The organism is Aggregatibacter sp. HK296, from assembly GCF_980469475.1.
Window position 1 is genome coordinate 1224093 of record NZ_OZ413142.1, and the last position, 25835, is coordinate 1249927.

Here is a 25835-nt window from a genome sequence, read left to right on the forward strand (position 1 = left end):
TTACACCGGACGAATGCTTTTCACATCAACGCTACAATCAAATTCGCGTTCTAATAATTGCAATTTTTGATCCTGCAATAAATCCTGTTTCGCCTGCTCCCGTAATTGAGCATAAATTTTGCGGCGATAATCCGTCGGCGTTAAATACTGTTCGTCATCGTTAATTTCAACGGTCAATGCAATGGTTTTCCCTAACACATGTGAAACCGACTGCTGCAGCAATTTGCAATGTTTATCTTGATTCAAATGTGCATGGCTGGAACGCACACCCAATTTAAGCGAATCTTCGCTTTCCGTCCAAATAAAGGTATTTAACGCGAATTCTTTGGTGAGATTTTCCACGCCACTTTGTTCAATCAACTGTGCCCAGCGATCTTGTTCTTCCGTTAAATGGACAATTTTTTGCTGTAATTCAGGGGTGATGTCTTGCAGAATGGCGGCCTTGATGTCCGAAGGTTTGGGACCTTGTTCAACGTATGCCAGTTCAGGATTGCTCCACTCCCAACGGTAATCTTCGCCTAGCACATCTGAATCGTTTTCTTCGCTCTCCGATTCATTCGGATTTTCTACCGCACTTTTAGCATCCAAGGTGTCAGAAGCGTGAGAAAGTGCGGTCAGTTTTTCAGAGGAATGTTGTGCTAGGCGCTCAGACTTTTTTTTTTCTTGAGAAGGGCTGCTCGGCATGGCATCCAGTTGGTCTAACCCGTTTAATGCGCCAAGTACAGGCGAGCTCACCAAGGTTTCTGCCGATTGCGTGGATTGAGGTTGCGCGCTTTTTGCCACGGTTTCATTCGTAGTGGATTTTTTACGATCTTGATAATGGGCTTTTATCGCCTGAGAAACGACCGGCATTTCAATCGCCGCTGAAGCAGTTTGACCAGAAGATTTAACACGATTTTCCACCGCACTTGATGTATTTTTTGGTGAGCTTTCTTGCGTACTACTTTCAAGGTTTAGTGGTTGACCAATGAATTTCGGATGAAACGCCAACGCACGCAATAACACCATTTCTGCGCCCATGCGCGCGGTTGGTGCCAAACTTAATTCTTTCCGACCACTCACCACCACTTGGTAGAAAAACTGTACATCCTGTGGTGCGATATGTTTCGCTAAAAAGCTAATGTGATCCGCTTCCGTTAACGAGGCTTGTGGTAATAATTGCTGCATCGCAATCTTGTGCAGATTTTCTGCAACTTCACGCAACAGCTCATCCCAATCACCTGCTTTATTCGCCACCTCACTCACAACTTGCATGAGCTTTTCGCCATTGCCTTGTTGCAAGGCATAAATAATTTCAATGGCTTGGGTTTCATCCAATAAACCAAGCATTTCATTGACAATATTGAGCGTGACATTGCCGTTACTCATTGCAATAGCTTGATCTGTCAAACTGAGACTGTCGCGGATACTGCCTTGTGCCGCACCGGCAAGTTTATCTAATGCTAAAGACTCAAAGGGAATCTGTTCCTGATTTAGGATGTATCCCAAATGCTCGGCAATTTGGGATTGCTCCAAGGCTTTCAAATGGAACTGCATGCAACGAGATAAAATCGTCACCGGCAGTTTATGAGGATCAGTGGTCGCCAACAGGAATTTCACATATTCCGGCGGCTCTTCCAAGGTTTTTAAGAGCGCATTGAAAGAATGGCGTGAAAGCATGTGCACTTCATCGATAAGATACACTTTATAACGCCCCAACACCGGCTTGTATTGCACGTTATCCAACAGCTCGCGTGTATCTTCCACTTTGGTGCGGGATGCCGCATCGATTTCAATTAAATCGATAAAATTGCCTTCTTCAATGGCTTTACAGTGTTCACATACACCACAAGGCTCGGCAGTCACACCGTTAACACAATTCAGCCCTTTGGCAAATAAACGGGCAATGGAAGTTTTCCCCACGCCGCGCGTGCCAGAAAATAAATAAGCATGATGCAGGCGATTTTCACGCAAGCCGTTAGCAAGTGCGGTCAAAATGTGTTGCTGACCGACAACCTCGGCAAACGTTTTTGGTCGCCACTTTCTTGCTAATACTTGATAACTCATGCTTTATCCCTGTCCATTTGGAAAATTAATGGCCGGCAAAATTAACTAAAGTATAAGGTTCTACGCCTAAATCGCGTAAGCGTTGTTCGCCGCCGAGATCCGGTAAATTGATCACGAATGCCGCATGCTTCACTTCGCCGCCCAAACGTTGTACTAATTTGACCGTGGCTTCAACGGTTCCGCCTGTTGCCAATAAGTCATCAATAATCAATACGTTATCACCTTTTTGAATGGAATCTACATGAATTTCCAAGGTGTCTTGTCCATATTCCAATTCATAAGATTGCGCAATGGTTTCACGTGGCAATTTACCCGGTTTACGTACCAACACGAAAGGCACATTTAATGCCAATGCCACCGGTGCACCAAAAATAAAGCCACGGGATTCCGTCCCAATGACTTTATTAATGCCTTTATCTTTGCAATGTTGCACCATCAAATCGATCGCAGCGCGAAATGCCGTCGGTTGTTCTACTAAGCTGGTAATATCACGAAAAATGATCCCCGGTTTCGGATGATCAGGAATGGATTTAATTGAAGAAGCAATAAGTGCAAGTTGTTTTTCCATTTTTTTACCTAAAAGTGCGGTTGTTTTTTCACACAAATTAAAATTATAAATCGGCGCGCATATTATCATAAATCGACAGATTGCCGAACATTAATCATAAAGATCTTCGCCATTTTTTCGGGTGCGCAGAAGCTGCAAAATCCACACGTATTGTTCTGGGGTTTCGGTAACAAAACTTTCGATTTCTGCGTTCATGGCACGAGCAGATTGCTGCGGATCATCACTCAGTGTCATTGCCGGATGAATTTCCATTTGGTATTTACCCAGCTGCGCGTTATAGCGTGGAAACATCGGGATCACAACGGCTTTTGCCAACTTCGCCATTTTATTAATGCCCGGTAAAGTCGCTTTGTAAGTCGCGAAGAAATCCACATACACGCTTTGTTCTTCCCCAAAATCTTCGTCCGGCAAATAATAACCCATTTGTCCTTGTCGAATGTGGCTCAAAAACGGTTTGATGCCATTTTGACGGGCGTGCATTTTGCCGCCGAAACGTTGGCGCGCCAGCGTCCAAAGCCAATCCACCAGAGGATTGCGATGCGGGTTATACATGGATGTCATCGGAATGCCATGGGTGTGCAAAATAATCCCTGACGCATCAATTGCCCAACCGTGCGGCACCAGCAAAATCACATTTTTGCCCTGCTCTTTTGCCTGTTTAATATGTTCAATGCCAATAAATTCACTGCGCTGTTGCAAATGTTTTTTTGAACGCACCGCAATTTCGCCGATCCCTAACATCACTTGCGCCAATACAACAAACATGTCATCAATCACCTGTTCGCGGTGTTGTTCCGACCATTGCGGAAAGCAATATTGCAAATTAATTTGAGCGCGTTTGCGTTGCTTTTTCGCTTTATGTCCAACCAACAGACCAATCTTGGCGGCGAATTTATCGCGCAAACGAAAAGGAATAAACGCCAGCAACAGCAAAACCAAAATACCGAGCCAAATGCCCCAATATTTAGGCTTTAAATAGGACCACGAGAAATGCGGCTCATAGCCGACACGTGCCGTTAAACGAATATTTTGTTGAGAATCTGTCATAAAAAAACGTTGCGGAAATTCACCGCACTTTATCCCGTTAGAAATTAAACCAGCCTTGATCAAAAGCCATTTTTATCGTCATGATAAAAGACATAACCACCACCATTGGGCGAATCAACGTTTTGCCTTTGGTCATCACCATTTTAGCGCCTAAATTGGCGCCAATAAATTGGCCCGCCATCATAGCCAAACCGACCGTCCATAAAATTTGCCCGCCAATAAGGAAAAAAATTAAGGAAGCCAAGTTAGAGGTAAAATTCATGACTTTGGCATGCGCAGTGGCCTTGGCTAAATTAAAACCCAGTAATGTCACACATGCCAAGCTCATAATCGAACCGGTGCCCGGCCCGAAAAATCCGTCATAAAAACCCATCCATGTGCCGATACAAAAAGCGAAAATCGGATAAGACAGACGTTGTTTACGATCTTCATCGCCCAGTTTAGGGGTGACTAAAAAATAAATCCCGATCGCTAAAATTAAAAATGGCAGCATTTTTTTAATGACGGAGGCATCAATCAGCTGAATTAAAATCGTTCCGGCGACAGATCCAAAGAAAATCATCAGCAAAATTAGCCAAACTTCCGAAAAATTGACCGCTCTTTTGCGCAAAAAATAAAGACTGGCGGAAAAGGAACCACCACAGGCTTGTAGCTTGTTAGTCCCTAGTGCAACCGCAGGCGGGATCCCCGTCATCAGCAACGCCGGAATCGTGATTAATCCGCCACCGCCGGCAATGGCATCAATAAAACCGGCAACAAAAGCGACCACAAATAAAATGGCTAAAATATCAAGACCGAATTCCATCCCTTACTCCAACCATTCACTCCGATTTGGTGAGTTCAAGATTTGTTGACACAAAAAAGGTTCTGGCGGTGTGACTTTGGGCTTACTTGGTGTTGCCCCGGGTTTTGGCGGTTCAAACCAAGAATAAAGTTCGCTATCACAGCCATCCTCAGCAGGCACCGGTGCTTGGTTTTCGCAGTGTTGTGCTCCCGGCGGACAAGTGAGGCGCACATGGAAATGCGAGTCATGCCCAAACCACGGACGGATTTTGTGTAACCAAGCACGATCCGAACCTGCAGTTTCACAGAGTTTCAACTTAATCGCCGGATTAACAAAAATACGCGTCACTTTCGGATCTTCCGCGGCTAACTTAATCAGTTTTGCGTGATTTGCTGTCCAAATGCTTTCGTCCACCCGTTGTGCTTTGCGATTCACCACCAACAAACCTTTTCCATCTGAATTCAAGGCATCAGTGTCAGACATACTGCCCATGCGCAACCAAATGTCAGCATCTAAGCCCATTTGATGACTGGCGTGCCCCGTCAAAAAACGTCCGCCCCCCGGCATAGCAATATCCCCAACCAACATCGTTGGTAAACCAGCCGCTTTGACGCGTTGCCCAAGACGTTGCAAATAACGAATCATGTCCGGATGACCATAATAACGGTTTTTATTCATACGAATGACTTGATAGCCTTCGCCTTTATAAGGCAAGGGTTCCGCACCGATAATACAGCCGTTGGAATAGCTGCCAATCGCCTCGGCTTTGCCGTTTTCTGCCGGAATCGGGCGTTTGATCTGTTGCCAATCTTGTGGTGCAGCAAAAGTGGAGGTCGCAAAAAAAACGCTGCTAAAAATGACCGCACTTTTGATGAGTTGATGAAAAATCTTATTCATTATGGTGTCCCTGTTGCAAATTATCGACACTGCGCCTGAAATCGTAATAAATGATCTAATAGCACAATCGCCATCATCGCTTCGGCAATCGGCACGGCGCGAATCCCCACACAAGGGTCATGACGACCTTTGGTCACCACCTCTACGGGTTCGTTATTAAGATTGACTGAGCGCCCCGGAAGGGTGATGCTAGAGGTAGGTTTTAACGCAATGGTCGCAATAATCGGTTGTCCTGAGCTGATACCGCCCAAAATGCCGCCCGCATGATTGGAAAGAAAGCCCTCCGGTGTCATTTCGTCACGATGTTCACTGCCCTGTTGTTCTACGACGGCGAAACCATCGCCAATTTCTACGCCCTTTACCGCGTTAATGCTCATCAGAGCGTGGGCTAAATCCGCATCCAATCGGTCAAATACCGGTTCGCCTAAGCCCACCGGCACATTTTCGGCAATGACAGTTAATTTGGCGCCGATGGAATCACCTTGCTTTTTCAAGTCACGAATTAATTCATCGAATTTTTCCACCGCTCTTTTATCCGGACAGAAAAACGGATTACTATTCACTTCCGCCCAATCAATGTTTTCAAGGGATTGTGGTGCAATTTTCACTTTGCCGATTTGGCTTAAAAAGCCTCGCACTTCAATGCCGAATTGTTCACGTAAATATTTTTTTGCAATAGCGCCTGCCGCCACACGCATGGCGGTTTCACGAGCAGAAGACCGACCGCCACCGCGATAATCACGAATACCGTATTTTTGCTGATAAGTGAAATCAGCATGCCCCGGGCGAAAACGATCTTTGATTTCGCCATAATCCTGCGAGCGTTGATCGCCGTTTTTGATGATCATGCCAATGCTGGTACCGGTGGTTTTGCCCTCAAAGACGCCGGACAAAATTTGCACTTCATCGTCTTCTCGACGTGGCGTCGTGTAACGAGAGATACCCGGTTTACGGCGATCTAAATCCGGCTGAATATCTGCTTCCGAAAGCGCCATATTTGGTGGCACACCATCAACAATACAACCTAATGCGATGCCATGAGATTCACCAAAGGTGGTGACGCGAAACAATTGCCCAATCGTATTTCCAGCCATAATCTTCTCTCTTTAATTCGATTTATGATTTCACTTCCACCAACGGCATAATCGCGCCGGTATCTTGATTTTTGATAAAGACATCAAGCTGATTGAAAGCGATCTCAATGTTATTTTCCGCAAACAATTCGTTAATACGGCGGTTTAACGCATCAATGGTATTGGTGCGCTCAGAGACTTGAGAAACATAAACTCGTAATTCATGATCCAAAGTGCTAGCGCCAAAACTGAGGAATAAGGCGCGCGGTTCCGGATCTTTCATAATATTGGCTTGTTCTGCTGCCGCTTGTAACAATAAGCGTCTGACCAAGTCTAAATCGGAACCGTATGCCACGCCAATGGAAATCACCACACGAGTAATCGTGTTAGACAATGCCCAGTTAATGACCTGTCCGGTCACGAAAGATTTATTTGGTACAATGACTTCCTTACGATCAGGATCGATAATCGTAATCGCACGAATACGGATTTTCGCTACCGTGCCGGTCACATCGTTAATGGTCACGGTATCACCAACCCGAATCGGACGTTCAAATAAGAGAATGATACCCGACACGAAGTTCGCAAAAATTTCCTGCATACCAAAACCGAGACCTACAGAAAGTGCGGCGAATAACCACTGCAATTTTGACCATGACATGCCCAAGGTGGCAAAAGCCCAAGCCCCACCAATGGCAACTAACGTGTACGTCAATAACGTGTTGATAGTATAAGGCGTACCTTGTGATAACTTCACGCGGGAGAAGATCAACACTTCTAAAATCCCCGGCAAGTTGCGCACTAAAATGTAAGTAATACCGATAATCACTAACGCAACAAGTAAGTTAAACAGCGAAATACTTTCGGTTACCACACCGGCTTCTGTTGTCGTTGTTTGCTGCCATAAGGTAATGTCGCGTAAGTAACTTGCTACGGTGACTAAATCCGACCACACATAATAGAGAATCGCAAACAATGCCGTCCAAATGAATAAATCGGCAAAACGTAACAACTGACTGCGCACTTGGTTGACCGCCATGCCTTCTTCTTGCTCGCTCACCACCACAACATCATCGGAAGGCGAACCATCATTCAACTCAGCCGCTTTTTGCTGACGTTTTTCTTGTAAACGACGATAAGCCAAACGCTGAGAAGATACTGTGATCGCACGGTATATCGTATGGCGCGCCAACGACCAAACCACCCAAGCGATGTAGGTGTTAATCATATGATTAATTAAGTTTAGTGCCGTGTAGTAATAACCGAGAACCACCAATACGATTAACCCGACCGGCACTAATTGCAACAAGATGCGGACAATTTTTAAAAGCAGTTTATCGCGATGATCGTGGCTTGTTTGACCAAAGGCTTTTGACGCTTTGCTAAAACGTGGTGCAATGATGACGATACAGAAAACTAATGCGATGATGGTATTCACTTCTCCAAGCACATCATCCGCCAAACCGCTTTCCATTACGTCACTAAATACCGAAGTATTCAATAACAACACCACGGTAACAATGATGCGTTTTGTAATGGCTTGCAGTTTTTCAGCCGCATCCTGCGTGAAACCGAAGTGGTGTACCAAAATGCCATTTGGACGTAACACCGCAAGGACAAAAGTAAAAAACCACCAATACGCCGCCATACTCAACGACCACTGCCAAAATTCCGCAGGGTTTCTCACGAAGAAGAAACCAAACAACTGACAAACGGCCAAGAACCATAATGTTGACGATAACGAAATAATGCCGGTAAACAATAACGCCATAGGGGTGTGCCACTGGCTATCGGTTCTAAGGCGATTAATTTCACTGTTGATAGAGGCTAATTTTTGTTTAATAAAGGTTTTAAATCTAAAGATAATGCCACCAATAAGCACTAAAATCGCCACATAGGTCAGCAAATAAGGCAAATTATCAAAATTACTCGGAAAACCTAATTTTTTACTGATTCCCTCAAGTTGCTCGCCAAGCGACATAGGTAAATTCTTAAACCACGCTAAATTAATCGGGTTATTGCTTTTTACCCAAAAGCTTTGTTGATCCAATTTGGCTTGAATTTGATCACTGATTTGCGTAATTTGTTGCTGTGTCAATTCTAAAGAAATCGCTAAATTCAGCTGATTATTTAAGGACTTAATCACATCTGAAGCAATTTTACGGCGCTCTGTCAACAAATTGATGAGCTGTGTTTTTTCCGCCTCAGTAAAGGTTTGATTCTGATCCGCTTGAACTTTCGCTAAGTAAGCATCTAAATCGTATAACTCATTACGGCGTTGGGTCATATCAAAAATTTGTACACGCAAATCGGCAATTTGTTTTGATAATTCTTGGATATTCAAGTTTGTCGGTAATTTTTGTTTTTGTTGTTGAATAATCCGTGATAGCACTAATGTGCCTTGCAACGCACTAATTTGCTCATCAATGGTGCGCTGCGTTTGGGTTAAGCTATCCAACACACTACGCATACGCAATTCATCTTGCGTCAAGGCGTTGGTTTTTTCCGTTTGTTCCAATAAAAATTGGCTCAGTTGCGCATTACGCTCCAATTCTTTCTGAATATAATTATTTTTGACCGCACTTTGACTTTGTTGCTGTACTTGATCAACCTGATTTTGTGTTTGTGCCAAATGCTGTTGATTAATCGCCTCTTGAATGGCCGCAATCTGTTGTTGTAGCACTTGCGCACGAGCGTTTAATAAGTCATAACGGCTTTGATATAACACCGTCAGCTGATCGCTGTTTTTCAACAAAATTTGATTGTAATTATTTTTCAGCTCAATCAGTTGTAACTCTAACTGAGCCTGCTGTTTCAATGCTGCTGAAGTCGTACTATCGCCAAGCTTTTGATTAAGCTCTTGCGCACGCTTCAAATTGGCGGTTAATGTGGCTTGCGCCCGCTCGGATACTGAGCTTTGCCCCGCCAATTGGCTATTCACTGTCCCTAACGCCGATTGCGTTTCCTGTTGTTGTTCGATTAATTTTTCAAGCTGAGCTTGTAAATCCGCTAAGCGGCGAGATTGATAATCCGCAGCTGTGGCGGTATTTAACTGTTTTTTCAGCGTTTGTAATTCGGCATTATTCTTCTGAATCTCAGCATCCGCCCCATTCAATGTGGCTTGTAGCGCCTCATTGGTCTTTTGCTGCGCTTGAATTTGTTGCAATAAATCCAAAGAGGTTTGAATGTCTGTGACCAACGTTTGTTTTTCATCACCATCCGGCATTTTTTGTGCGGCGGCGAGATCTGCCTTGAGACTTTTTTCTGTTGGCAAAGACAGGGTATTTTGATCGGCAAAGGCACTTTGTGACACCTCCATATTTAAAAATAAGGCAGCACAAAGTGCGGTTAAAAACGCGTTTATTTTCATATTTATCCTAATTGTTTCGCTAGCCAGCCTGCTAACGTTTTCCGAGAAACTTTGATTGCACCGTCGCTTAAATTTAACGGCAATTCATAATAGGCAACAGGTTGTTTAAAACGTTCCAATCGCCCTTGTAAAAATCCGTTCAGATTTTCCACCGCACTTTTTGTCGGCTCCCGCCATTCCACAATGGCTACCGGTCGTTGACCAAACTCCTGATCGGTGACAGGCAATACAAAAACCTGTTTGACTAAATCAGACTGTAAAATCAGTTTTTCAATTTCTTCCGGCTGGATGTTTTCCCCACCGGAAATAAACATATTATCAATTCGCCCTGAAATCACAAGTTCGCCATCGTGCCACACGCCTTTGTCTTTCGTTGCAAACCAACCTTGTTCGTTAAGAAGAGAAACGATGCGGTCCTGTTGCCAATAACCTAACGCTAAGCCTGCACCGCGCAACCAAATTTCCTCATTGTGCAAACAGTATTCACGTCCGGCTAAGGGCTGCCCTACCCCGTTTTTTTCATCGCTTTGTTTAGCAAACACCGTAGAAGCCATTTCTGTCATGCCATAACCGGAATAACTTTTCACGCCAAGACGCTGCAAAGCTTGCGTCAGTGCTAAAGGAATATGTGCCCCGCCAAGCAATACGGCGCGTGTTTGTATCGCCGTTGGTTTTTCCTGCAAATACTGTAACCAGCGTTGCACTTGCGTCGGCACCAAAGAAACGTGGGTCACCTGATTGACTGCCGCATAAAAATCTTCGCCAGGTAACACTAAAGTTGCCCCTGTTGTCAACCAACGCCACACAATGCCCTGACCGGAAACATGATATAACGGTAATGAAAGCAACCATGAATCTGCCGCACCAAATTGCATTAAATCACATACGCCTTGTGCGTTTGCCAAATGTGCTTGCACATTATGCACAACGGCTTTTGGCAAGCCCGTAGAACCCGACGTAAGCGTCATAGTAGCTGGTTGCGTCAAATTAACGGGAAAATCACCGAAAAAGTCTATTTTCTCTGCCTGCTTTATGGCATCCGAAAAAGTAAAAAAACACCTGAAAATCTCACCGCACTTTTGGGATTCAGCAACACATTCTGCATGATCTGAGGTAAAGAAAAAATCCACATTATAGGCTTGACAAAGTGCAATACGTTTTTCCAGAGGAAACATGGGGTTGAGCATTAAAACACGGGCACCGATTTGAATCGCGGCTAAATAAAACAGCACCAGTTCTAGGCTATTTTTCCCACACAAAGCGATGCCATTTTGGGGCTTCACACCGAGGTGTTGCAAATAAGTGGAGATTTGCTGTGTTTTTTCGAGAAGTTGTTGCCATGTAAAAGCGTCGCCTTGCAAAACTTGCAAGGCGATTCGCTTGGAAAATAAGGGAGATTGTGCAAATTGACGACCAAGTGCCATAAGATTTAATTTGCCGTAAAAAATGGCCGCACTTGATCAATTAAATATTCCGGCAAATGCATGGACTGCATAGCCCCTTCCAACATGAGCATTTTACGACCACTGTTGGTGTTCGTGATCACCCAATATGGCGTATCAGGAATTTGTTTCGGTTTGGTGTGATTACCCGCCATCAGCAAAGTCCCTTCATCACGGGCAAAGTAAACGCGGGTGCGCCCTTGTAACGATTCCGTTGCGAGGGCAAAACCTTCCGGATTGGTACGGTATAAAATCGTTAAAATATTTAAGAAACGAATGACCGCTTTATTCTCTTGTTTAAATTCTTCAGAATTGAGCAAAGCCTCCAATCGGCTAATGGTTTTTTGCATGACTTCGTCAGATTGCTTTTTAAGCACCGGTTTATTGATTTCTTCATCAAAAACAGGTTGTTGCTCAGTTATCTGCGGTTGCTCATTAGAAGACGTGGTTGCCATCGTTGATTGATTTTCCGGAAGGCTAAAATAAGCATTACGCGGAGAAAGATTTAATAAACGGCGTAAAATATCCGATGCACTTTCGCCAATAGATTGCGTGTTGCCGGCAATGTATTGATAAAGTTCTTCGTCCACTTCGATAATTTTCATTTTCTTTCTCCACTTGCTTGATCTATTTAAGCTTTTCGCACATTATAGCGAGCTATTAGCAAATTCTCTAGCCCCAAATTTAGCCGATGAAAAAATTACTCAATTTTCAATTTAATGAATTAAAACAAGCAATTAACAAACCTGTTTTGGTGTTTATTCACGGTTTGTTCGGCGATATGAATAACTTGGGTGTGATCGCACGCGCATTTAGTGATGATTATTCTATTTTACGGGTGGATTTACGTAATCACGGCTTGAGTTTTCATAGCGAAGACATGAATTATGATTTAATGGCAAAAGATGTAGTTGACGTGATTCATTCTTTGGGCATTCGTGAAGTGATTTTAATCGGGCACTCCATGGGGGGAAAAACCGCTATGGTTTGTGCAGCAAATTATCCTGAATTAGTAAAACGCTTAGTGGTCATTGATATTGCACCTGTCGCTTATGGCGAACATGGACATGATGATGTATTCAACGGTTTATTTGCCGTAAAAAATGCACAACCCCATACCCGTCAAGAGGCTAAGCCCATTTTAGCGCAACATATTCGCGATGAAAGTGTACAACAATTTATGTTGAAATCTTTTGATGCCTCAAGTGACAATTATTTTCGCTTTAATTTAACCGCACTTAAGCGCAATTACCCCCACTTAATGGGCTGGGAATCTTGCCATATCAAACAACCTTGTTTGTTTATCAAAGGCGGCAATTCATCTTATATATTGCCCGAATATACCGATCGCATTTTATTCCAATGCCCACGGGCGACCTCCTTCACCATCAACGGCAGCGGGCATTGGGTTCACGCAGAAAAACCGCAATTTGTTATCCGTGCAATTACGCATTTTTTAGATAGAATTAATAGCTCAGATGAATCCAAATAGAATTTCATTTGGTGTTGAATCTATGGTATAGTTCACAACAAATTTCGTTGTGGCTTATCATTATCACTTTCTGAATAATTCTTTATTCAACGTGATGAACACGCCAGTGGTTAATTAAAATGGCAAAACAAGATTCTGACTGCATTACTTTAGATTTATTTAGTGAAATTCGTAGAGTTGGGCGTCCGAAAACCAATCCACTGAGTCGGGAGCAACAAATTCGTATTAATAAACGCAATCAATTAAAACGTGATAAATCCTGTGGATTAAAGCGTGTCGAATTGAAATTGCATGCGGATTTGGTTCAACAACTAGAAGATTTAGCATCCACTCGAAACGTGAATCGTTCCGAGCTAATCGTAGCAATTTTACAAGATTATTTTAACGTTAAGAAATAGGTAACAAGATGGCTGTTGTCGGCTTATTTTATGGTAGTGATACAGGCAATACTGAAAACATTGCCAAAATGATTCAAAAACAATTAGGTAGCGAATTAGTTGATATTCGTGACATTGCAAAAAGTAGCAAAGAAGATATCGAAGCGTATGATTTTCTTCTGTTTGGTATCCCAACTTGGTATTACGGTGAAGCGCAATGTGACTGGGATGATTTTTTCCCAACATTAGAACAAATTGATTTTACCGATAAACTTGTTGCGATTTTCGGCTGTGGCGACCAAGAAGATTACGCCGATTATTTCTGTGATGCGATGGGAACAATACGCAATATTGTTGAACCTCACGGTGCAATTATTGTTGGTCACTGGTCAACCGAAGGTTACACATTCGAATCATCACGAGCATTAGTTGACGATAATACCTTTGTCGGATTATGTATTGATGAAGATCGTCAACCGGAATTAACGTCTGAACGTGTCAACAAATGGGTTAAACAAGTTTATGACGAAATGTGTTTAGCTGAGTTAGCTTAATAGCAAAAAAGGAGCTGTTATGTCTGAAGAAAACATCAAATTATTAAAAAAAGCAGGATTAAAAATCACCGAACCCCGTTTGACGATTCTTGCTTTAATGCAAAAACACAGTGAACAGCATTTTTCTGCGGAAGATGTTTACAAAATGCTATTAGAAAATGGTGCAGACATCGGTTTGGCCACGGTATATCGTGTTTTAAACCAATTCGATGAAGCAAAAATTTTAATTCGTCACAACTTTGAAGGGAATAAATCCGTCTTTGAATTAGCACCAACACAGCATCACGACCACATCATTTGTACCGATTGTGGAAAAGTGTTTGAATTCAATGACGAATTAATTGAAAGTCGCCAAAAAGAAATCAGTAAACAACATGGCATTGAGCTTTCCAGCCACAGCCTGTACCTTTACGGAAAATGCAGCGATATCCATCAATGTTCAGAAAATAACAAAAAATAATTACAAATAAGGCGGTCTTTGAACCGCCTTATTCATATTAAAAACATATCAAAAACCGACCGCACTTTTCTCGTCTAAAAACAAGATTTTCCTTAGGGGAAAATGCCTTGTTGTGCTATAATTACGCCAATTTTTTCACTATTAAATTTAATGATTAGGAAGTTCTAAATGTCTGATTTCGTCCAAGATATTACGCCGGTCAGTATTGAAGAAGAGCTGAAATCTTCATACCTCGATTACGCCATGTCCGTTATTGTAGGACGTGCCTTGCCTGATGTACGTGACGGCTTAAAACCGGTACACCGCCGCGTGTTATTTGCTATGCACGAAGGGGGCAATGCCTACAATAAACCTTACCGTAAATCTGCCCGTATTGTGGGTGACGTTATCGGTAAATACCACCCACACGGTGATAGCGCGGTATATGATACCTTGGTGCGTATGGCGCAACCTTTCTCCTTGCGTTATATGTTAGTGGACGGTCAAGGTAACTTCGGATCTGTAGATGGCGATGCGCCGGCGGCGATGCGTTATACGGAAGCCCGTATGACCAAAATCGCCCACGAATTATTGGCAGATCTCGATAAAGAAACCGTCAATTTTGTGCCAAACTATGATGGTTCGGAACAAATTCCTGAAGTATTACCAACCAAAGTCCCAGCCTTATTGGTCAACGGTTCTTCCGGTATTGCGGTAGGGATGGCGACCAATATTCCACCACACAACCTAGGCGAAGTATTAGACGGTTGCTTGGCTTATATCGAAAATAACGACATCACCATTGATGAATTGATGAGTCATATTCCCGGCCCGGATTTCCCAACAGCCGCATTGATTAATGGTCGTAAAGGTATTGAAGAAGCCTATAAGACCGGTCGTGGTAAAATTTATGTCCGTGCCCGTGCGGAAATTGAAACCGATGAAAAAGGCCGTGAAACCATCATCGTTAACGAAATTCCGTATCAAGTCAATAAAGCCAAATTAATCGAAAAAATTGCGGAATTCGTCAAAGAGAAAAAAATTGAAGGCATTAGCGGTTTACGTGATGAATCAGATAAAGACGGTATGCGTATCGTCATTGAAATCAAGCGCGATGCCGTGGGTGAAGTGGTATTAAACAACTTGTATGCCCTCACGCAAATGCAGGTCACTTTCGGGATTAATATCGTAGCATTAGACCACGGTCAGCCGAAACTCTTGAATTTAAAACAACTCATTGAAGCGTTTGTGTTACACCGCCGCGAAGTGGTGACCCGCCGTACCATTTTTGAATTACGCAAAGCCCGTGAACGCACCCATATTTTGGAAGGTCTTGCTATTGCGTTAGCCAATGTGGATCCAATTATTGAGCTAATTCGTCAAGCACCTAATCCTGAAAGCGCCAAACGTGAATTACTTGCTCGTCCATGGCAACTTGGTCATGTGGCAGAAATGTTGGCAGCAACAGGTGTAGATGCCGCTCGCCCAGAAGATTTAGACGAGCAATATGGCATTCGTGACGGTTTATATTATTTAACCGAAGTCCAGGCCCAAGCCATTTTAGATTTACGTTTACAAAAATTGACCAACTTAGGTCATGACGAAATCCTAGACGAATACAAAAAATTACTGGAAGCCATCGGCGAATTGCTCTATATCCTACGCAGTCCCGAACGCTTAATGGAAGTGATTCGTGAAGAGCTGGAACAAATCCGAGAACAATTTAACGATCCGCGAAGAACAGAAATTACCGCCGCTTCCGGTGACATTAATTTAGAAGATTTAATCGCCCAAGAAGATGTGGTGGTGACACTTTCTCACGAAGGCTATGTGAAATATCAGCCAATTAGCGATTACGAAGCACAACGCCGCGGTGGCAAAGGTAAATCGGCAACGAAAATGAAAGAAGAAGATTTCATTGAGAAACTCTTAGTTGCCAATACTCATGACACCATTCTCTGTTTCTCCAGCCGTGGACGCTTATATTGGTTGAAAGTATACCAACTTCCGCAAGCCAGCCGAGGATCACGCGGACGACCAATCGTCAATATTTTACCGCTCAATGAAAATGAACGTATTACCGCCATTTTACCGGTGACCGCTTACGAAGAAGATAAATTCGTCGTCATGGCAACCGCCGGCGGTATTGTGAAGAAAATTGCGTTAACCGAATTCAGCCGTCCACGTTCTAGCGGTATCATTGCGCTGAACTTACGCGACGAAGATGAATTGATCGGTGTAGATATTACCGACGGCAACAATGAAATCATGTTGTTCTCTTCCCAAGGTCGCGTGGTCCGCTTCAGCGAATCCGCTGTGCGTGCAATGGGGCGTTTGGCGACAGGGGTACGCGGTATCAAACTCGCCTTAACCAATGATCTGAATGACGATGAAAGTGCGGTTGAAATTGAAGATGTTTCTGACGATAACACAGAAGAAACCTTAGATCTCAATATCGATAAAGTCGTTTCTTTAGTCATTCCAAAAAACGATGGCGAAATCCTGACTGCGACACAAAACGGCTACGGCAAACGGACGAAGTTAGAAGAATATCCGACCAAGTCCCGTAATACTAAAGGGGTGATTTCAATTAAGGTGAGCGAACGTAATGGCAAAGTCGTTGCGGCAACACAAGTGGTTGATACCGACCAAATCATGTTAATCACCGATGCCGGTACCTTAGTTCGTACCCGCGTAAGCGAAGTCAGTATTGTCGGACGTAACACGCAAGGTGTTCGTTTAATCCGCACAAGTGAAAATGAACATGTTGTGAGCCTAGAACGCATCTGCGATGTTGATGACGAAGAAGGCGAACAAGAAAGTGCGGTAGAAAATACCGAAGAATAACAACATAAGAGCATTTTAAGGCAGCAGTGTTTTATTGCTGCCTTAAATATTGGGGGATAAATGGATATTTATTTAGTTTATTTGCACATTATTTGTGCCTTCGTCAGCCTCGGATTACTCATTATTCGTGGTGCTATGCAGTTAACGAAGAAAGACTGGCGAGCAGTCAAATCGTTGAAAATTCTACCGCACTTAATAGATACCCTATTGGTTTTAAGCGGTATTATCATGCTATTTATATTTAACTACGGCTTACCGGTGTGGATTATTGCGAAGACGGTATTATTGATCGGTTATATTGTCTTCTCGGCAAAATTTTTCAGCAAAAAACAATTGCAAAATCAACCGCACTTTTTCTTCTTGGCGCTTGTATTACTGATAGCCACGATCCTAATCGGTTATTTTCACTAAAATAAAAAAGTGGGTATCAAACCCACTTTTTATCCCCCGGCTAATTTCACCTTGTAGCCTTTCTGCTCCAGTAGCTGTTTCAGTAAATCACGTTTTTCACCCTGAATTTCGATGGTATGATTTTTTACTGCTCCGCCACACCCACAACGTTTTTTTAGTTCCGCGGCTAAGGTTTTCAATTCGGTTTCGGCTAATCCAAGCCCGGTAATAATGCTCACACCATTACCTTTACGACCACTTTTTTGCAGTTGAATTCGTACGATACCATCACTTTGTGGAATCTCTTCCTGCGGTTTATCGGCTTTAATCCGTCCTACTTCAGTAGAATAAACTAATTGATTTGTCATAATAAATTACGCGATAGAAGCGTTAATCGCTTTCAATACCTCTGCCGGATTTTCAGCCTGCGTAATTGGACGTCCAATGACCAAATAATCAGAACCTGAACGAATAGCAGCAGCTGGTGTCATCACACGGCGTTGATCACCAAAATCGGCGCCAATCGGACGAATGCCCGGTGTTACAAGCAAGAAGTTTTCACCACAGTTACGACGTAAAATTTCCACTTCCTGCGGAGAACATACCACGCCATCTAAACCTGCACGTTGGGTCAAATGCGCTAGACGAATCACCTGTTCCATTGGAGAGGCATTAATGCCAATTTGCAATAAATCCAAATCTTCCATACTCGTTAACACGGTCACCCCAATTAATAATGGCGCATCTTTTCCATAAGGCTCAAGAATTTTTTTCGCTTCCTCCATCATACGCAAACCACCGCTCGCATGTAAATCCACCATCCAAACACCTAAATCAGCCGCAGAACGTACCGCTCTTGCCACGGTATTCGGAATATCATGAAATTTCAAATCAAGGAAAACATCAAAATTACGCGAATGTAATTGCTTCACAAAATTTGTTCCAAGAGTGGTAAACATTTCTTTCCCGACTTTTAAACGACAATTTTGTGGGTCAAGCTGATCAACTAACGCTAAAGCATCGGCTTCTTTTTCATAATCTAATGCGATGATGACTTTATTTGTCATAGTTTTCTCCTTACAGATAAGCAATGTTAGCGGCTTAATCATGTTCAATCGCGCTAACCGGTTTAATCGTTTCCCACTGACGACAAGAGGGACAACACCAAATTAATTTATGGGTTTGATAACCGCAATTACTACAACGATAATCAAAAGTTTGTTTAATGCGCTCTCCCACCATTTTATGTAGCAAAATTAAACTATCCTTCCCTCTTCCATTTTCCGCATCATCAATTTGATATTGAATAAAGCGGTGAAAAATAGGCGTAGCCGGATTTTGTTGAAGTTGTTGGTAAAGCTTAAGTTGTGCCGCAGCAAGCCCATCTTTTTCTTCAATAAGATCAGCTAACATCAAGGATACTGCACTATTATGATTTTTTTGATTGGCTTTGATGAGAAATAACTCAAAATTATCTAACTGATTTAATTTTTGGTAGCAGAATTTCAAGGTATTTAAAACTTCACCTATATAATCAGAATTTTGTGTCAAAATATTTTCTAAAATATCGACCGCACTTTTATAGTTTTCTTGTTTAATCGCTAAATCAGCAAGCATTATGGATGCCCTAGCACAACTAGGAGAAACCTTTAAAGCTTGTGATAAAATCTGTTGAGGATTTTCTTTGCTATCTTGGGGTAAATTGCGCACGTATTCACAATAATAGTGTGCCAATTCGATATGATTTTTTTTAGGAGAGATTTTTGCAAGCTTTTCAGCAACATTAATGGCTTTTTTCCATTCTTTCGTTTTTTGATAAATAATCGCCAGCTGTTGTAATGCCGCCTCGGCAAATTCGGGCTCATCAACCATTAAAATATAAAGATGTTCAGCACGATCAAAAAAACCTACTGCCATAAAATCTTTTGCAAGTTGTTGTTTAGCAAGCAATTTTTGTTCAAAGGTATAATGTGGGCTATTATCTAATGCTTGATGAATTCGTAATGCACGATCCACCTCACCTCTCGAACGAAAAAGATTTCCTAATGTTAATTCGGCCTCAAATTGTGATGAACTATTAATTTCATTTTCACTTTCTTGTTTTTGGAGCATATCCAAAAATAAATCAACTGCTTTATCTGTTTGATTAGCTAGTAAGAAATTAACCCCAGTTACATAATCACGGGAAAGTTTATTACTTATGTCCTCCTGATCCCTTTTAGCACTACGATGCCCCATATACCAGCCATAAGCGGCAGCAATAGGTAAAAGAAGGAAAAGCAATTCAAGCATTATTGAGAAACCTTATCTCTGCTATTTGTTAATTCATTAATTTGCAGAGTTTGTCGTTTAATCTGACGATTTAATGCAATATTTTTAAGTTTTAGTTTGATGTAGAAAAAACCGGTAATAAACCAACCAAGGATAAGCCCCAAGCCGAATAAAATAGCAACCAAGGTAGAAAGTTGGAATTGACTTTGTGCGACAATATAATTGAAGGTGATCACTTGATCATTATTTGCACCTACGGTGACAGCAACCAGCACAATAGCTAACACGATGATTAATCCGAAAATATATTTAATCATTTTCTTTCTCCTTAAAATAAAGTTGCCTTCATTATGCCAAAAATGAGCATAAAAAACGACACTTAAAAGTGCCGTTATAAAAAGTTAGTCAAATAAATTATGCGTAAACATCAACGCGTTCTCTTAGCTCTTTCCCTGCTTTAAAGTAAGGTACACATTTTGCATCTAATTTTACTTGTTCACCGGTTTTAGGATTACGACCTAAACGAGGTTGGCGACAATGCAAAGAAAAACTACCGAATCCACGTACTTCGATACGTTCACCACTTTCTAATACATATGACATTTGTTCTAAAATCGCTTTTACTGCTTCTTCCACAGATTTAACAGGTACACTGTGATTTTTCTGTACTAAAAGTTCAATCAGCTCTGATTTAGTCATACTATTCTCCTAACTCTTTAAACCGGCATATTGCTATGCCGATTTTATTAACAAAGCGAATTATTCACCTTTTGCTGCTTTGAAAGCTTCAGCCATTGCATTTGGAATAGCAACATCTTCTTGCTTATTCACGGTTGCAACGGCTGCCGCTTCTTCAGCTTGATCTTTCGCACGAACAGATAAGTGAACAATACGAGCTTTACGATCTACACCAGTGTATTTTGCTTCAATTACATCGCCTGCAGCAACTTCATTCGTTAAATCTGCTGCGCGGATGTAACCTTCCACACCACCGTCTAATTCAACTTTAGCGCCTTTCGCATCAGCTTCAACAACTTTAGCGTTTAATACAGTGCCTTTTTTGTTGATAGCAACGAAGTTATTGAATGGATCTTCTTCAAGTTGTTTGATACCTAAAGAAATACGCTCTTTCACTGCATCGACTTGTAATACAACTGCGGCAACTTCATCACCTTTTTTGTAATTACGTACAGCTTCTTCACCTTGAACATTCCAAGAAATGTCAGATAAATGAACTAAGCCGTCAATACCGCCATCTAAACCGATGAAGATACCAAAGTCAGTGATAGATTTGATTTTACCAACAACTTTGTCACCTTTGTTGTGAGTTTCAGCGAATTGAGCCCATGGATTTGCTTTGCATTGTTTTAAGCCTAAAGAAATACGACGACGTTCTTCATCGATTTCTAATACCATCACTTCAACTACATCACCTAAGCTAACCACTTTAGATGGGTGAATATTTTTGTTAGTCCAATCCATTTCAGAAACGTGAACTAAACCTTCAACACCGTCTAAAATTTCAACGAAACAACCGTAGTCAGTTAAGTTAGTTACTTTACCGGTTAATTTGCTGTTTACTGGGTGATTTTCAGCGATTGCAGCCCAAGGATCTTGACCTAATTGTTTTAAGCCTAAAGATACACGAGTACGATCTTTATCGAATTTCAATACTTTAACGGTGATTTCATCACCAACATTAACGATTTCGCTTGGGTGTTTAACACGTTTCCAAGCCATATCGGTAATATGTAATAAACCGTCAACACCGCCTAAATCAACGAATGCACCGTAGTCAGTTAAGTTCTTAACAGTACCTTTAACTTCTGCACCTTCAGACAAGTTCGCTAATACTTCTTCACGATCTTGGCTGCTTTCAGATTCGATTACTGCACGACGGGAAACAACAACATTGTTACGTTTTTGATCAAGTTTGATTACTTTGAATTCTAATTCTTTACCAAGTAAGTGATCTGCATCACGAACTGGGCGGGTATCAACTAATGAACCCGGTAAGAATGCGCGAACACCGTTTAACTCAACTGTGAAGCCGCCTTTCACTTTACCGTTAACTAAACCAAGTACAGTTGCTTGTTCGTCGTAAGCTTTTTCCAATACAATCCAAGCTTCGTTGCGTTTTGCATCAGCACGGGAGGCAACAGTTTCACCGAAACCATCATCCACAGCTTTAAGCACAACATCAACAACATCACCAACTTGAACTTCCAATTCACCTTGTGCATTTAAAAATTCTTCGGAAGGAATTGCAGACTCGGATTTAGAACCGGTATCTACAAGTACGAAGCCTTTTTGGATAGCAACGATGGTACCTTTAACAACTGCACCTTGACGGGTTTCAAGGTCTTTTAATGATTCTTCAAAAAGTTGAGCAAAAGATTCTGTCATAATTAATCTTCAATTTAAGTAAATAACGTCCACTTCTAATCCATAAAAAGTGGGGCTGATAACAAAGTTTATCCATCCTTGAATAAACCGTAAAAATTTAAGCTTTAATACCAATACGCTGCTGAATATAGTCTAAGGCCTGACCAATCACTTCATCGATACTCAATGTCGTGCTGTCAAGTAAAAACGCATCATCAGCGGGTTTTAAAGGGGCGACTGCTCGATTTCTATCGCGCAAATCACGCTCTTTTATCTCGGCTAAAATCTGTGCAAAGTTACCACTAATCCCCTTATTTTGCAACTGGTTATAGCGTCTTTTTGCACGTTCTTCCGCACTCGCATCTAAAAATAATTTCACTTGCGCATCAGGAAACACCACCGTTCCCATATCACGACCATCCGCAATTAAACCGTCATTTTTGGCGAAATCCTGCTGAAGTTGTAATAATGCCGCACGAACTTGCGGGAAAACAGCAACTTTTGATGCGGCATCCGCCACTTCTTGCGTACGGATTAAATGACTGACATCCATGCCACCTAATAATACATTCACTTCGCCATTTTTCGGCACAAATTGAATATCCAAATGACGAGCAAGGTCAGCCAATGCCGTTTCATTGGTTAAATCAGCATTTCGTTTTAATGCGGCTAATGCTGTCACGCGATAAATTGCGCCGGAATCCAACAACGCAAAACCTAGTTTTTCTGCCAATGCGTAACATAAAGTGCCTTTACCGGCACCACTTGGTCCGTCTACTGTAATAATTTTATTCATGATTTTTCTCTGTCAAAAGGGATTGAATCTCAACCGTCATCTTGTCAAACATGTCATAACGTTTGCGATACATAGAACGTTTTTTACTTTGAATGTCTTCTAAAGGACGACGCTCAAGTGCGGTCGGAATTTGCCAATAATTTTCCGCCAAATGCCCCTCGTTTTCCTGCCAAAATTCATCGTAGTTAAACAATAATTTTGCCGAATCATTCCAGCGATATTTTGCCTGACGTTTATGCGGAATGCCTTCCAAACGACAATTCAACGTCTCCGCAAAAATTTTAAACGCATTCACCAACATAAACATCGGGCGCACACCATGTAGCAATTTTGTCGCCTGACGCACTAAATCCTGTGCTTCATCGCCCTTTGGCCCTTGAATTGAGGCGATCAATAAACGGTTATCCGCTAAAAACGTAAAGCTGGCAGAATAAATCGTACGTTGATTAGCATCGGTTAAAGCGATAGCAAAAAAGCCTTCATAAGGATCGATATGGTTGAGCGTTAAATTTAATGTCAATTCATCCGTTAACTGTGCCAACAGTACCGGCTGTTGTGAGATTAATGTCTCGCATAACGACACACCAAAGTGTTTTTCCGCCATGGCAAAATTGGTCTTAATAGCGTCTAAACGCTGTGTCGCATTAAAGTGTTTATCACAGTACTGGCTTAATAGCGTATTTACACGATAAGGATACTGAGCAAAAACCGGCTGCCACAAGGGATTTTCATGAATAAAATCGACTAACGCCTGACATTGCACTGCAAAAACCAAACGGCGCGCCCGATAACGTAGCCATTCCCGCAACAATTTTAATTTGCGTTTTTCTACGGGAAACATTTCATGAAATGTTGGAAAATGGAATTTCGTCACCACAAACCTCAAAAAGAATTCAATAAATTAAGTGTAAAATTATAGCAAAAAGGCGGTTGCTTTTAAATGCGCCGATAGGCTGTAAAAACGTAGAAAAAAACGACCGCACTTTATAGTTTTACCTTTTCGAAGAGAAAAAGTGCGGTCATTTTCACGGGTATTTTATGCAACAAAAACCTGTTGCACTAAGAACATATACAATAAAGTACCGGTGGCAATGGACAAAAACATATTCCGTTTCCAAAAATGCAATACCAGCACCACTGCGCCTGCAATAAACTCAGGTAAGCCATGAAAACCGCTCAATACATCAATATTTTTATAGCAATAGACCACCAGCATGCCAAACATCGCCGCAGGCAACACTCGCCCTAAATAACGAATATATTCAGGAATCGGACGGTTGGCTGGGAAAATCCAAAACGGCAGCCAACGCGTAATTTGCACGGCCAATACGGCAATTGCAATAGTGAGGATTTGTTCCATCAAGCTCATTTATTGCACCCTCTCTAATTTCGTGGTCAGTTTCGGACGACGGAATGTTAAGACCATCCAAATGCCTATCAGGGTTGGCAATAAGAAATAGTCATGACCAAAAATTAGCAGTGAAATAAATGCAATCGCCAGGCCTAACAAGGAACTTTCGTGAGATTTTTCTTTCGTCCAATTTTCCGCAAAAATCACGAGAAACAACGCAGTCATTGCAAATTCTATCCCTTTCAAATTAAATGGAATGATATTGCCAAACAGGTTGCCCAAGACCGCCCCGACCACCCAATACATATGCAGGTAAAAGCTGACAAAAAACAGATACCAGCCACGATCCAAGTGCGGTGGGATTTTTGCCATATAATTAAGAGAAAAAGATTCATCGACTAACGTTGCGATAAGATACGGGCGCTTTTTACCTAAAAATTTACCGTATTTTTCCAACATGGAAATACTGTAAAAAATTTGCCGTCCGCTAACCATCAAGGTAATCAGCAAAGCATTGAGGGGCGCAAAAGACAAGGTGAGCGCACCGGCAATAATAAACTCGACAGAACCGCCATAAATCAACAATGCCATTAAAAATGGGTACCACACGCAAAATCCAAGGGCTTTCATATAAATGCCGTAGGCTATACCGAGGAATAAAAAACCGGCAATCATCGGTGCGCTATACGGCAATGCCGCTTTGGCTGCGGCAAAAATAGGATGAGGCGTTGTCTTAACATCAGACATACAACTAATTCTCGTCTAATACAGATAGTTCAGGTAAGGTTGAAAAGCTTTGTGCTTTCACGGTTTCATAGAAATCATCCACGAAAGCAACTTGTGCATCCGCTTCACGAAAAGCCGCGTATAAATTGCTGTGCAAACCTTGGTCGGTAATTTTGCGCGCCACAATATAACCCCGATCCAAATAAGGTTTCGCTGCCCAAAACGGCAATGCGGCGACGCCACGTTTACTTGCCACCAGTTGAATAATGGCAATGGTGAGCTCACTGGTTCGACGGGTCGGATTAATGCCTTTCGGATGCAACACTTTACGCAGCAAATCCAACATATCATCCGGTACCGGATAAGTAATCAACGTTTGATCGATAAAATCTTCCGCTTGCCAAATATCCTTCGCGGCAAGTGGGTGATCTTTCGCACATAGCCCTACCATTTCATAGGAAAACAACGGCTTATACACAATGCCCGGATTTTCTTCCACTTCTTGCACCACCGCCCAATCGGCACGATGACTTAATAACAAGCCAACCGCATCCGTGTGGAAACCGGACACAATATCCAGTTCTACCAGCGGCCAATGTTTACGGAAAGAATCCATTGCCGGCATCAACCAATCAAAACAAGTATGGCACTCCACCGCAATGCGTAATTCCCCCGCATCACCTTGTTTTACACGTGCCAGATCGCGTTCTGCTTCAATCACTTTCGGCATGATTTCGTTAGCAAGCTGAATCAAGCGCTCCCCTGCGGCAGTGAAATGCAAGGGTTGGGTTTTACGTTCAAATAACGGCAAGCCGTATTGATCTTCTAATAATTTAATTTGGTGGGACAAGGCTGACTGGGTGAGATAAACCCGTTTGGCCGCCAACGAAACGCTGCCGGTTTCTTTTAGGGCTAACAAGGTTTTTAAATGTCTGAGTTCAAGGAAGATTGGTTTCATGAGAAAGATTCATACTTATGAG

Annotated in this window: 26 protein-coding genes; 6 read left to right on the forward strand and 20 right to left on the reverse strand. The window is 42.2% G+C overall.

Annotation, left to right across the window (positions count from 1 at the left end):
* From dnaX to seqA, 9 genes are read right to left on the reverse strand one after another with little or no spacing between them, the layout of a single operon-like run.
* Positions 1 to 2046, reverse strand: coding sequence for a DNA polymerase III subunit gamma/tau (dnaX, locus tag AC30SH_RS05805; protein WP_212510569.1), 2046 nt, complete (start codon positions 2044 to 2046; stop codon positions 1 to 3).
* 25 nt (positions 2047 to 2071) lie between these two features.
* Complete coding sequence (apt, locus tag AC30SH_RS05810) at positions 2072 to 2683, reverse strand: adenine phosphoribosyltransferase (protein WP_212510568.1); 612 nt, start codon at positions 2681 to 2683, stop codon at positions 2072 to 2074.
* Positions 2684 to 2704: 21 nt separating this feature from the next.
* Entirely contained in the window at positions 2705 to 3661 is a 957-nt protein-coding gene (gene lpxM / locus AC30SH_RS05815) for a lauroyl-Kdo(2)-lipid IV(A) myristoyltransferase (protein WP_109103681.1), read from the reverse strand.
* A gap of 37 nt (positions 3662 to 3698) precedes the next feature.
* Positions 3699 to 4466, reverse strand: coding sequence for a TSUP family transporter (locus tag AC30SH_RS05820; RefSeq protein ID WP_212510567.1), 768 nt, complete (start codon positions 4464 to 4466; stop codon positions 3699 to 3701).
* A 3-nt stretch (positions 4467 to 4469) separates the two neighbouring features.
* Positions 4470 to 5342 (reverse strand): penicillin-insensitive murein endopeptidase, encoded by an 873-nt coding sequence (gene mepA / locus AC30SH_RS05825; RefSeq protein ID WP_212510566.1) that lies wholly within the window; start codon positions 5340 to 5342, stop codon positions 4470 to 4472.
* A gap of 20 nt (positions 5343 to 5362) precedes the next feature.
* The gene (gene aroC, locus AC30SH_RS05830) at positions 5363 to 6436 is read right to left on the reverse strand and encodes a chorismate synthase (RefSeq protein ID WP_006717633.1); all 1074 of its coding nucleotides are present in this window, start codon (positions 6434 to 6436) and stop codon (positions 5363 to 5365) included.
* Positions 6437 to 6458: 22 nt separating this feature from the next.
* On the reverse strand, positions 6459 to 9785 hold the full coding sequence (gene mscK / locus AC30SH_RS05835) for a mechanosensitive channel MscK (protein ID WP_489582264.1): 3327 nt from the start codon (positions 9783 to 9785) through the stop codon (positions 6459 to 6461).
* A 2-nt stretch (positions 9786 to 9787) separates the two neighbouring features.
* Complete coding sequence (gene menE / locus AC30SH_RS05840; protein WP_212510564.1) at positions 9788 to 11209, reverse strand: o-succinylbenzoate--CoA ligase; 1422 nt, start codon at positions 11207 to 11209, stop codon at positions 9788 to 9790.
* Positions 11210 to 11214: 5 nt separating this feature from the next.
* Entirely contained in the window at positions 11215 to 11832 is a 618-nt protein-coding gene (seqA, locus tag AC30SH_RS05845; protein WP_109103675.1) for a replication initiation negative regulator SeqA, read from the reverse strand.
* A gap of 86 nt (positions 11833 to 11918) precedes the next feature.
* Between seqA and AC30SH_RS05850 the strand changes: the two genes are divergently transcribed.
* The 6 genes from AC30SH_RS05850 (at position 11919) to AC30SH_RS05875 (ending at position 17347) form a co-directional block, all read left to right on the forward strand.
* Positions 11919 to 12719 (forward strand): alpha/beta fold hydrolase, encoded by an 801-nt coding sequence (locus AC30SH_RS05850; RefSeq protein ID WP_212510563.1) that lies wholly within the window; start codon positions 11919 to 11921, stop codon positions 12717 to 12719.
* A 119-nt stretch (positions 12720 to 12838) separates the two neighbouring features.
* The gene (gene ybfE, locus AC30SH_RS05855) at positions 12839 to 13117 is read left to right on the forward strand and encodes a LexA regulated protein (RefSeq protein WP_109859187.1); all 279 of its coding nucleotides are present in this window, start codon (positions 12839 to 12841) and stop codon (positions 13115 to 13117) included.
* 8 nt (positions 13118 to 13125) lie between these two features.
* Positions 13126 to 13650 (forward strand): flavodoxin FldA, encoded by a 525-nt coding sequence (fldA, locus tag AC30SH_RS05860; protein ID WP_489582265.1) that lies wholly within the window; start codon positions 13126 to 13128, stop codon positions 13648 to 13650.
* Positions 13651 to 13669: 19 nt separating this feature from the next.
* Entirely contained in the window at positions 13670 to 14110 is a 441-nt protein-coding gene (fur, locus tag AC30SH_RS05865; RefSeq protein ID WP_006717619.1) for a ferric iron uptake transcriptional regulator, read from the forward strand.
* Between the two features lie 168 nt (positions 14111 to 14278).
* Positions 14279 to 16936 (forward strand): DNA topoisomerase (ATP-hydrolyzing) subunit A, encoded by a 2658-nt coding sequence (gene gyrA / locus AC30SH_RS05870; RefSeq protein WP_212510562.1) that lies wholly within the window; start codon positions 14279 to 14281, stop codon positions 16934 to 16936.
* Positions 16937 to 16996: 60 nt separating this feature from the next.
* A complete protein-coding gene (locus tag AC30SH_RS05875) occupies positions 16997 to 17347 on the forward strand; it encodes a SirB2 family protein (protein WP_048749600.1) in 351 nt (116 codons plus the stop codon).
* Positions 17348 to 17376: 29 nt separating this feature from the next.
* Here the strand turns inward: AC30SH_RS05875 and yciH are convergent, their stop codons facing one another.
* The 11 genes from yciH to AC30SH_RS05930 form a co-directional block, all read right to left on the reverse strand.
* Positions 17377 to 17694, reverse strand: coding sequence for a stress response translation initiation inhibitor YciH (yciH, locus tag AC30SH_RS05880; protein WP_048749598.1), 318 nt, complete (start codon positions 17692 to 17694; stop codon positions 17377 to 17379).
* Between the two features lie 6 nt (positions 17695 to 17700).
* Positions 17701 to 18393: an orotidine-5'-phosphate decarboxylase gene (gene pyrF / locus AC30SH_RS05885; RefSeq protein WP_048749596.1), complete on the reverse strand. Its 693-nt coding sequence runs from the start codon at positions 18391 to 18393 to the stop codon at positions 17701 to 17703.
* A gap of 34 nt (positions 18394 to 18427) precedes the next feature.
* Positions 18428 to 19618 carry a lipopolysaccharide assembly protein LapB gene (lapB, locus tag AC30SH_RS05890; RefSeq protein WP_212510561.1) on the reverse strand — a complete coding sequence of 397 codons (1191 nt, stop codon included), beginning with the start codon at positions 19616 to 19618 and terminating at the stop codon, positions 18428 to 18430.
* The gene (locus AC30SH_RS05895; RefSeq protein WP_006717608.1) at positions 19618 to 19914 is read right to left on the reverse strand and encodes a LapA family protein; all 297 of its coding nucleotides are present in this window, start codon (positions 19912 to 19914) and stop codon (positions 19618 to 19620) included. Before AC30SH_RS05895 ends, lapB begins: the two co-directional genes overlap by 1 nt.
* A 97-nt stretch (positions 19915 to 20011) precedes the next feature.
* Positions 20012 to 20296, reverse strand: a complete 285-nt coding sequence (locus AC30SH_RS05900) for an integration host factor subunit beta (RefSeq protein ID WP_109103673.1) — start codon at positions 20294 to 20296, stop codon at positions 20012 to 20014.
* 60 nt (positions 20297 to 20356) lie between these two features.
* Positions 20357 to 22003, reverse strand: coding sequence for a 30S ribosomal protein S1 (gene rpsA, locus AC30SH_RS05905; protein ID WP_109103672.1), 1647 nt, complete (start codon positions 22001 to 22003; stop codon positions 20357 to 20359).
* Positions 22004 to 22100: 97 nt separating this feature from the next.
* The gene (cmk, locus tag AC30SH_RS05910; protein WP_109103671.1) at positions 22101 to 22778 is read right to left on the reverse strand and encodes a (d)CMP kinase; all 678 of its coding nucleotides are present in this window, start codon (positions 22776 to 22778) and stop codon (positions 22101 to 22103) included.
* Positions 22771 to 23619, reverse strand: a complete 849-nt coding sequence (locus AC30SH_RS05915; protein ID WP_371817619.1) for a VirK/YbjX family protein — start codon at positions 23617 to 23619, stop codon at positions 22771 to 22773. Before AC30SH_RS05915 ends, cmk begins: the two co-directional genes overlap by 8 nt.
* A 195-nt stretch (positions 23620 to 23814) precedes the next feature.
* Positions 23815 to 24147, reverse strand: coding sequence for a branched-chain amino acid transporter permease (locus AC30SH_RS05920; protein ID WP_212510559.1), 333 nt, complete (start codon positions 24145 to 24147; stop codon positions 23815 to 23817).
* Positions 24148 to 24876: an AzlC family ABC transporter permease gene (locus AC30SH_RS05925; protein WP_212510558.1), complete on the reverse strand. Its 729-nt coding sequence runs from the start codon at positions 24874 to 24876 to the stop codon at positions 24148 to 24150.
* A gap of 4 nt (positions 24877 to 24880) precedes the next feature.
* The gene (locus AC30SH_RS05930) at positions 24881 to 25813 is read right to left on the reverse strand and encodes a LysR family transcriptional regulator (protein ID WP_212510557.1); all 933 of its coding nucleotides are present in this window, start codon (positions 25811 to 25813) and stop codon (positions 24881 to 24883) included.
* Positions 25814 to 25835: the final 22 nt, after the last annotated feature.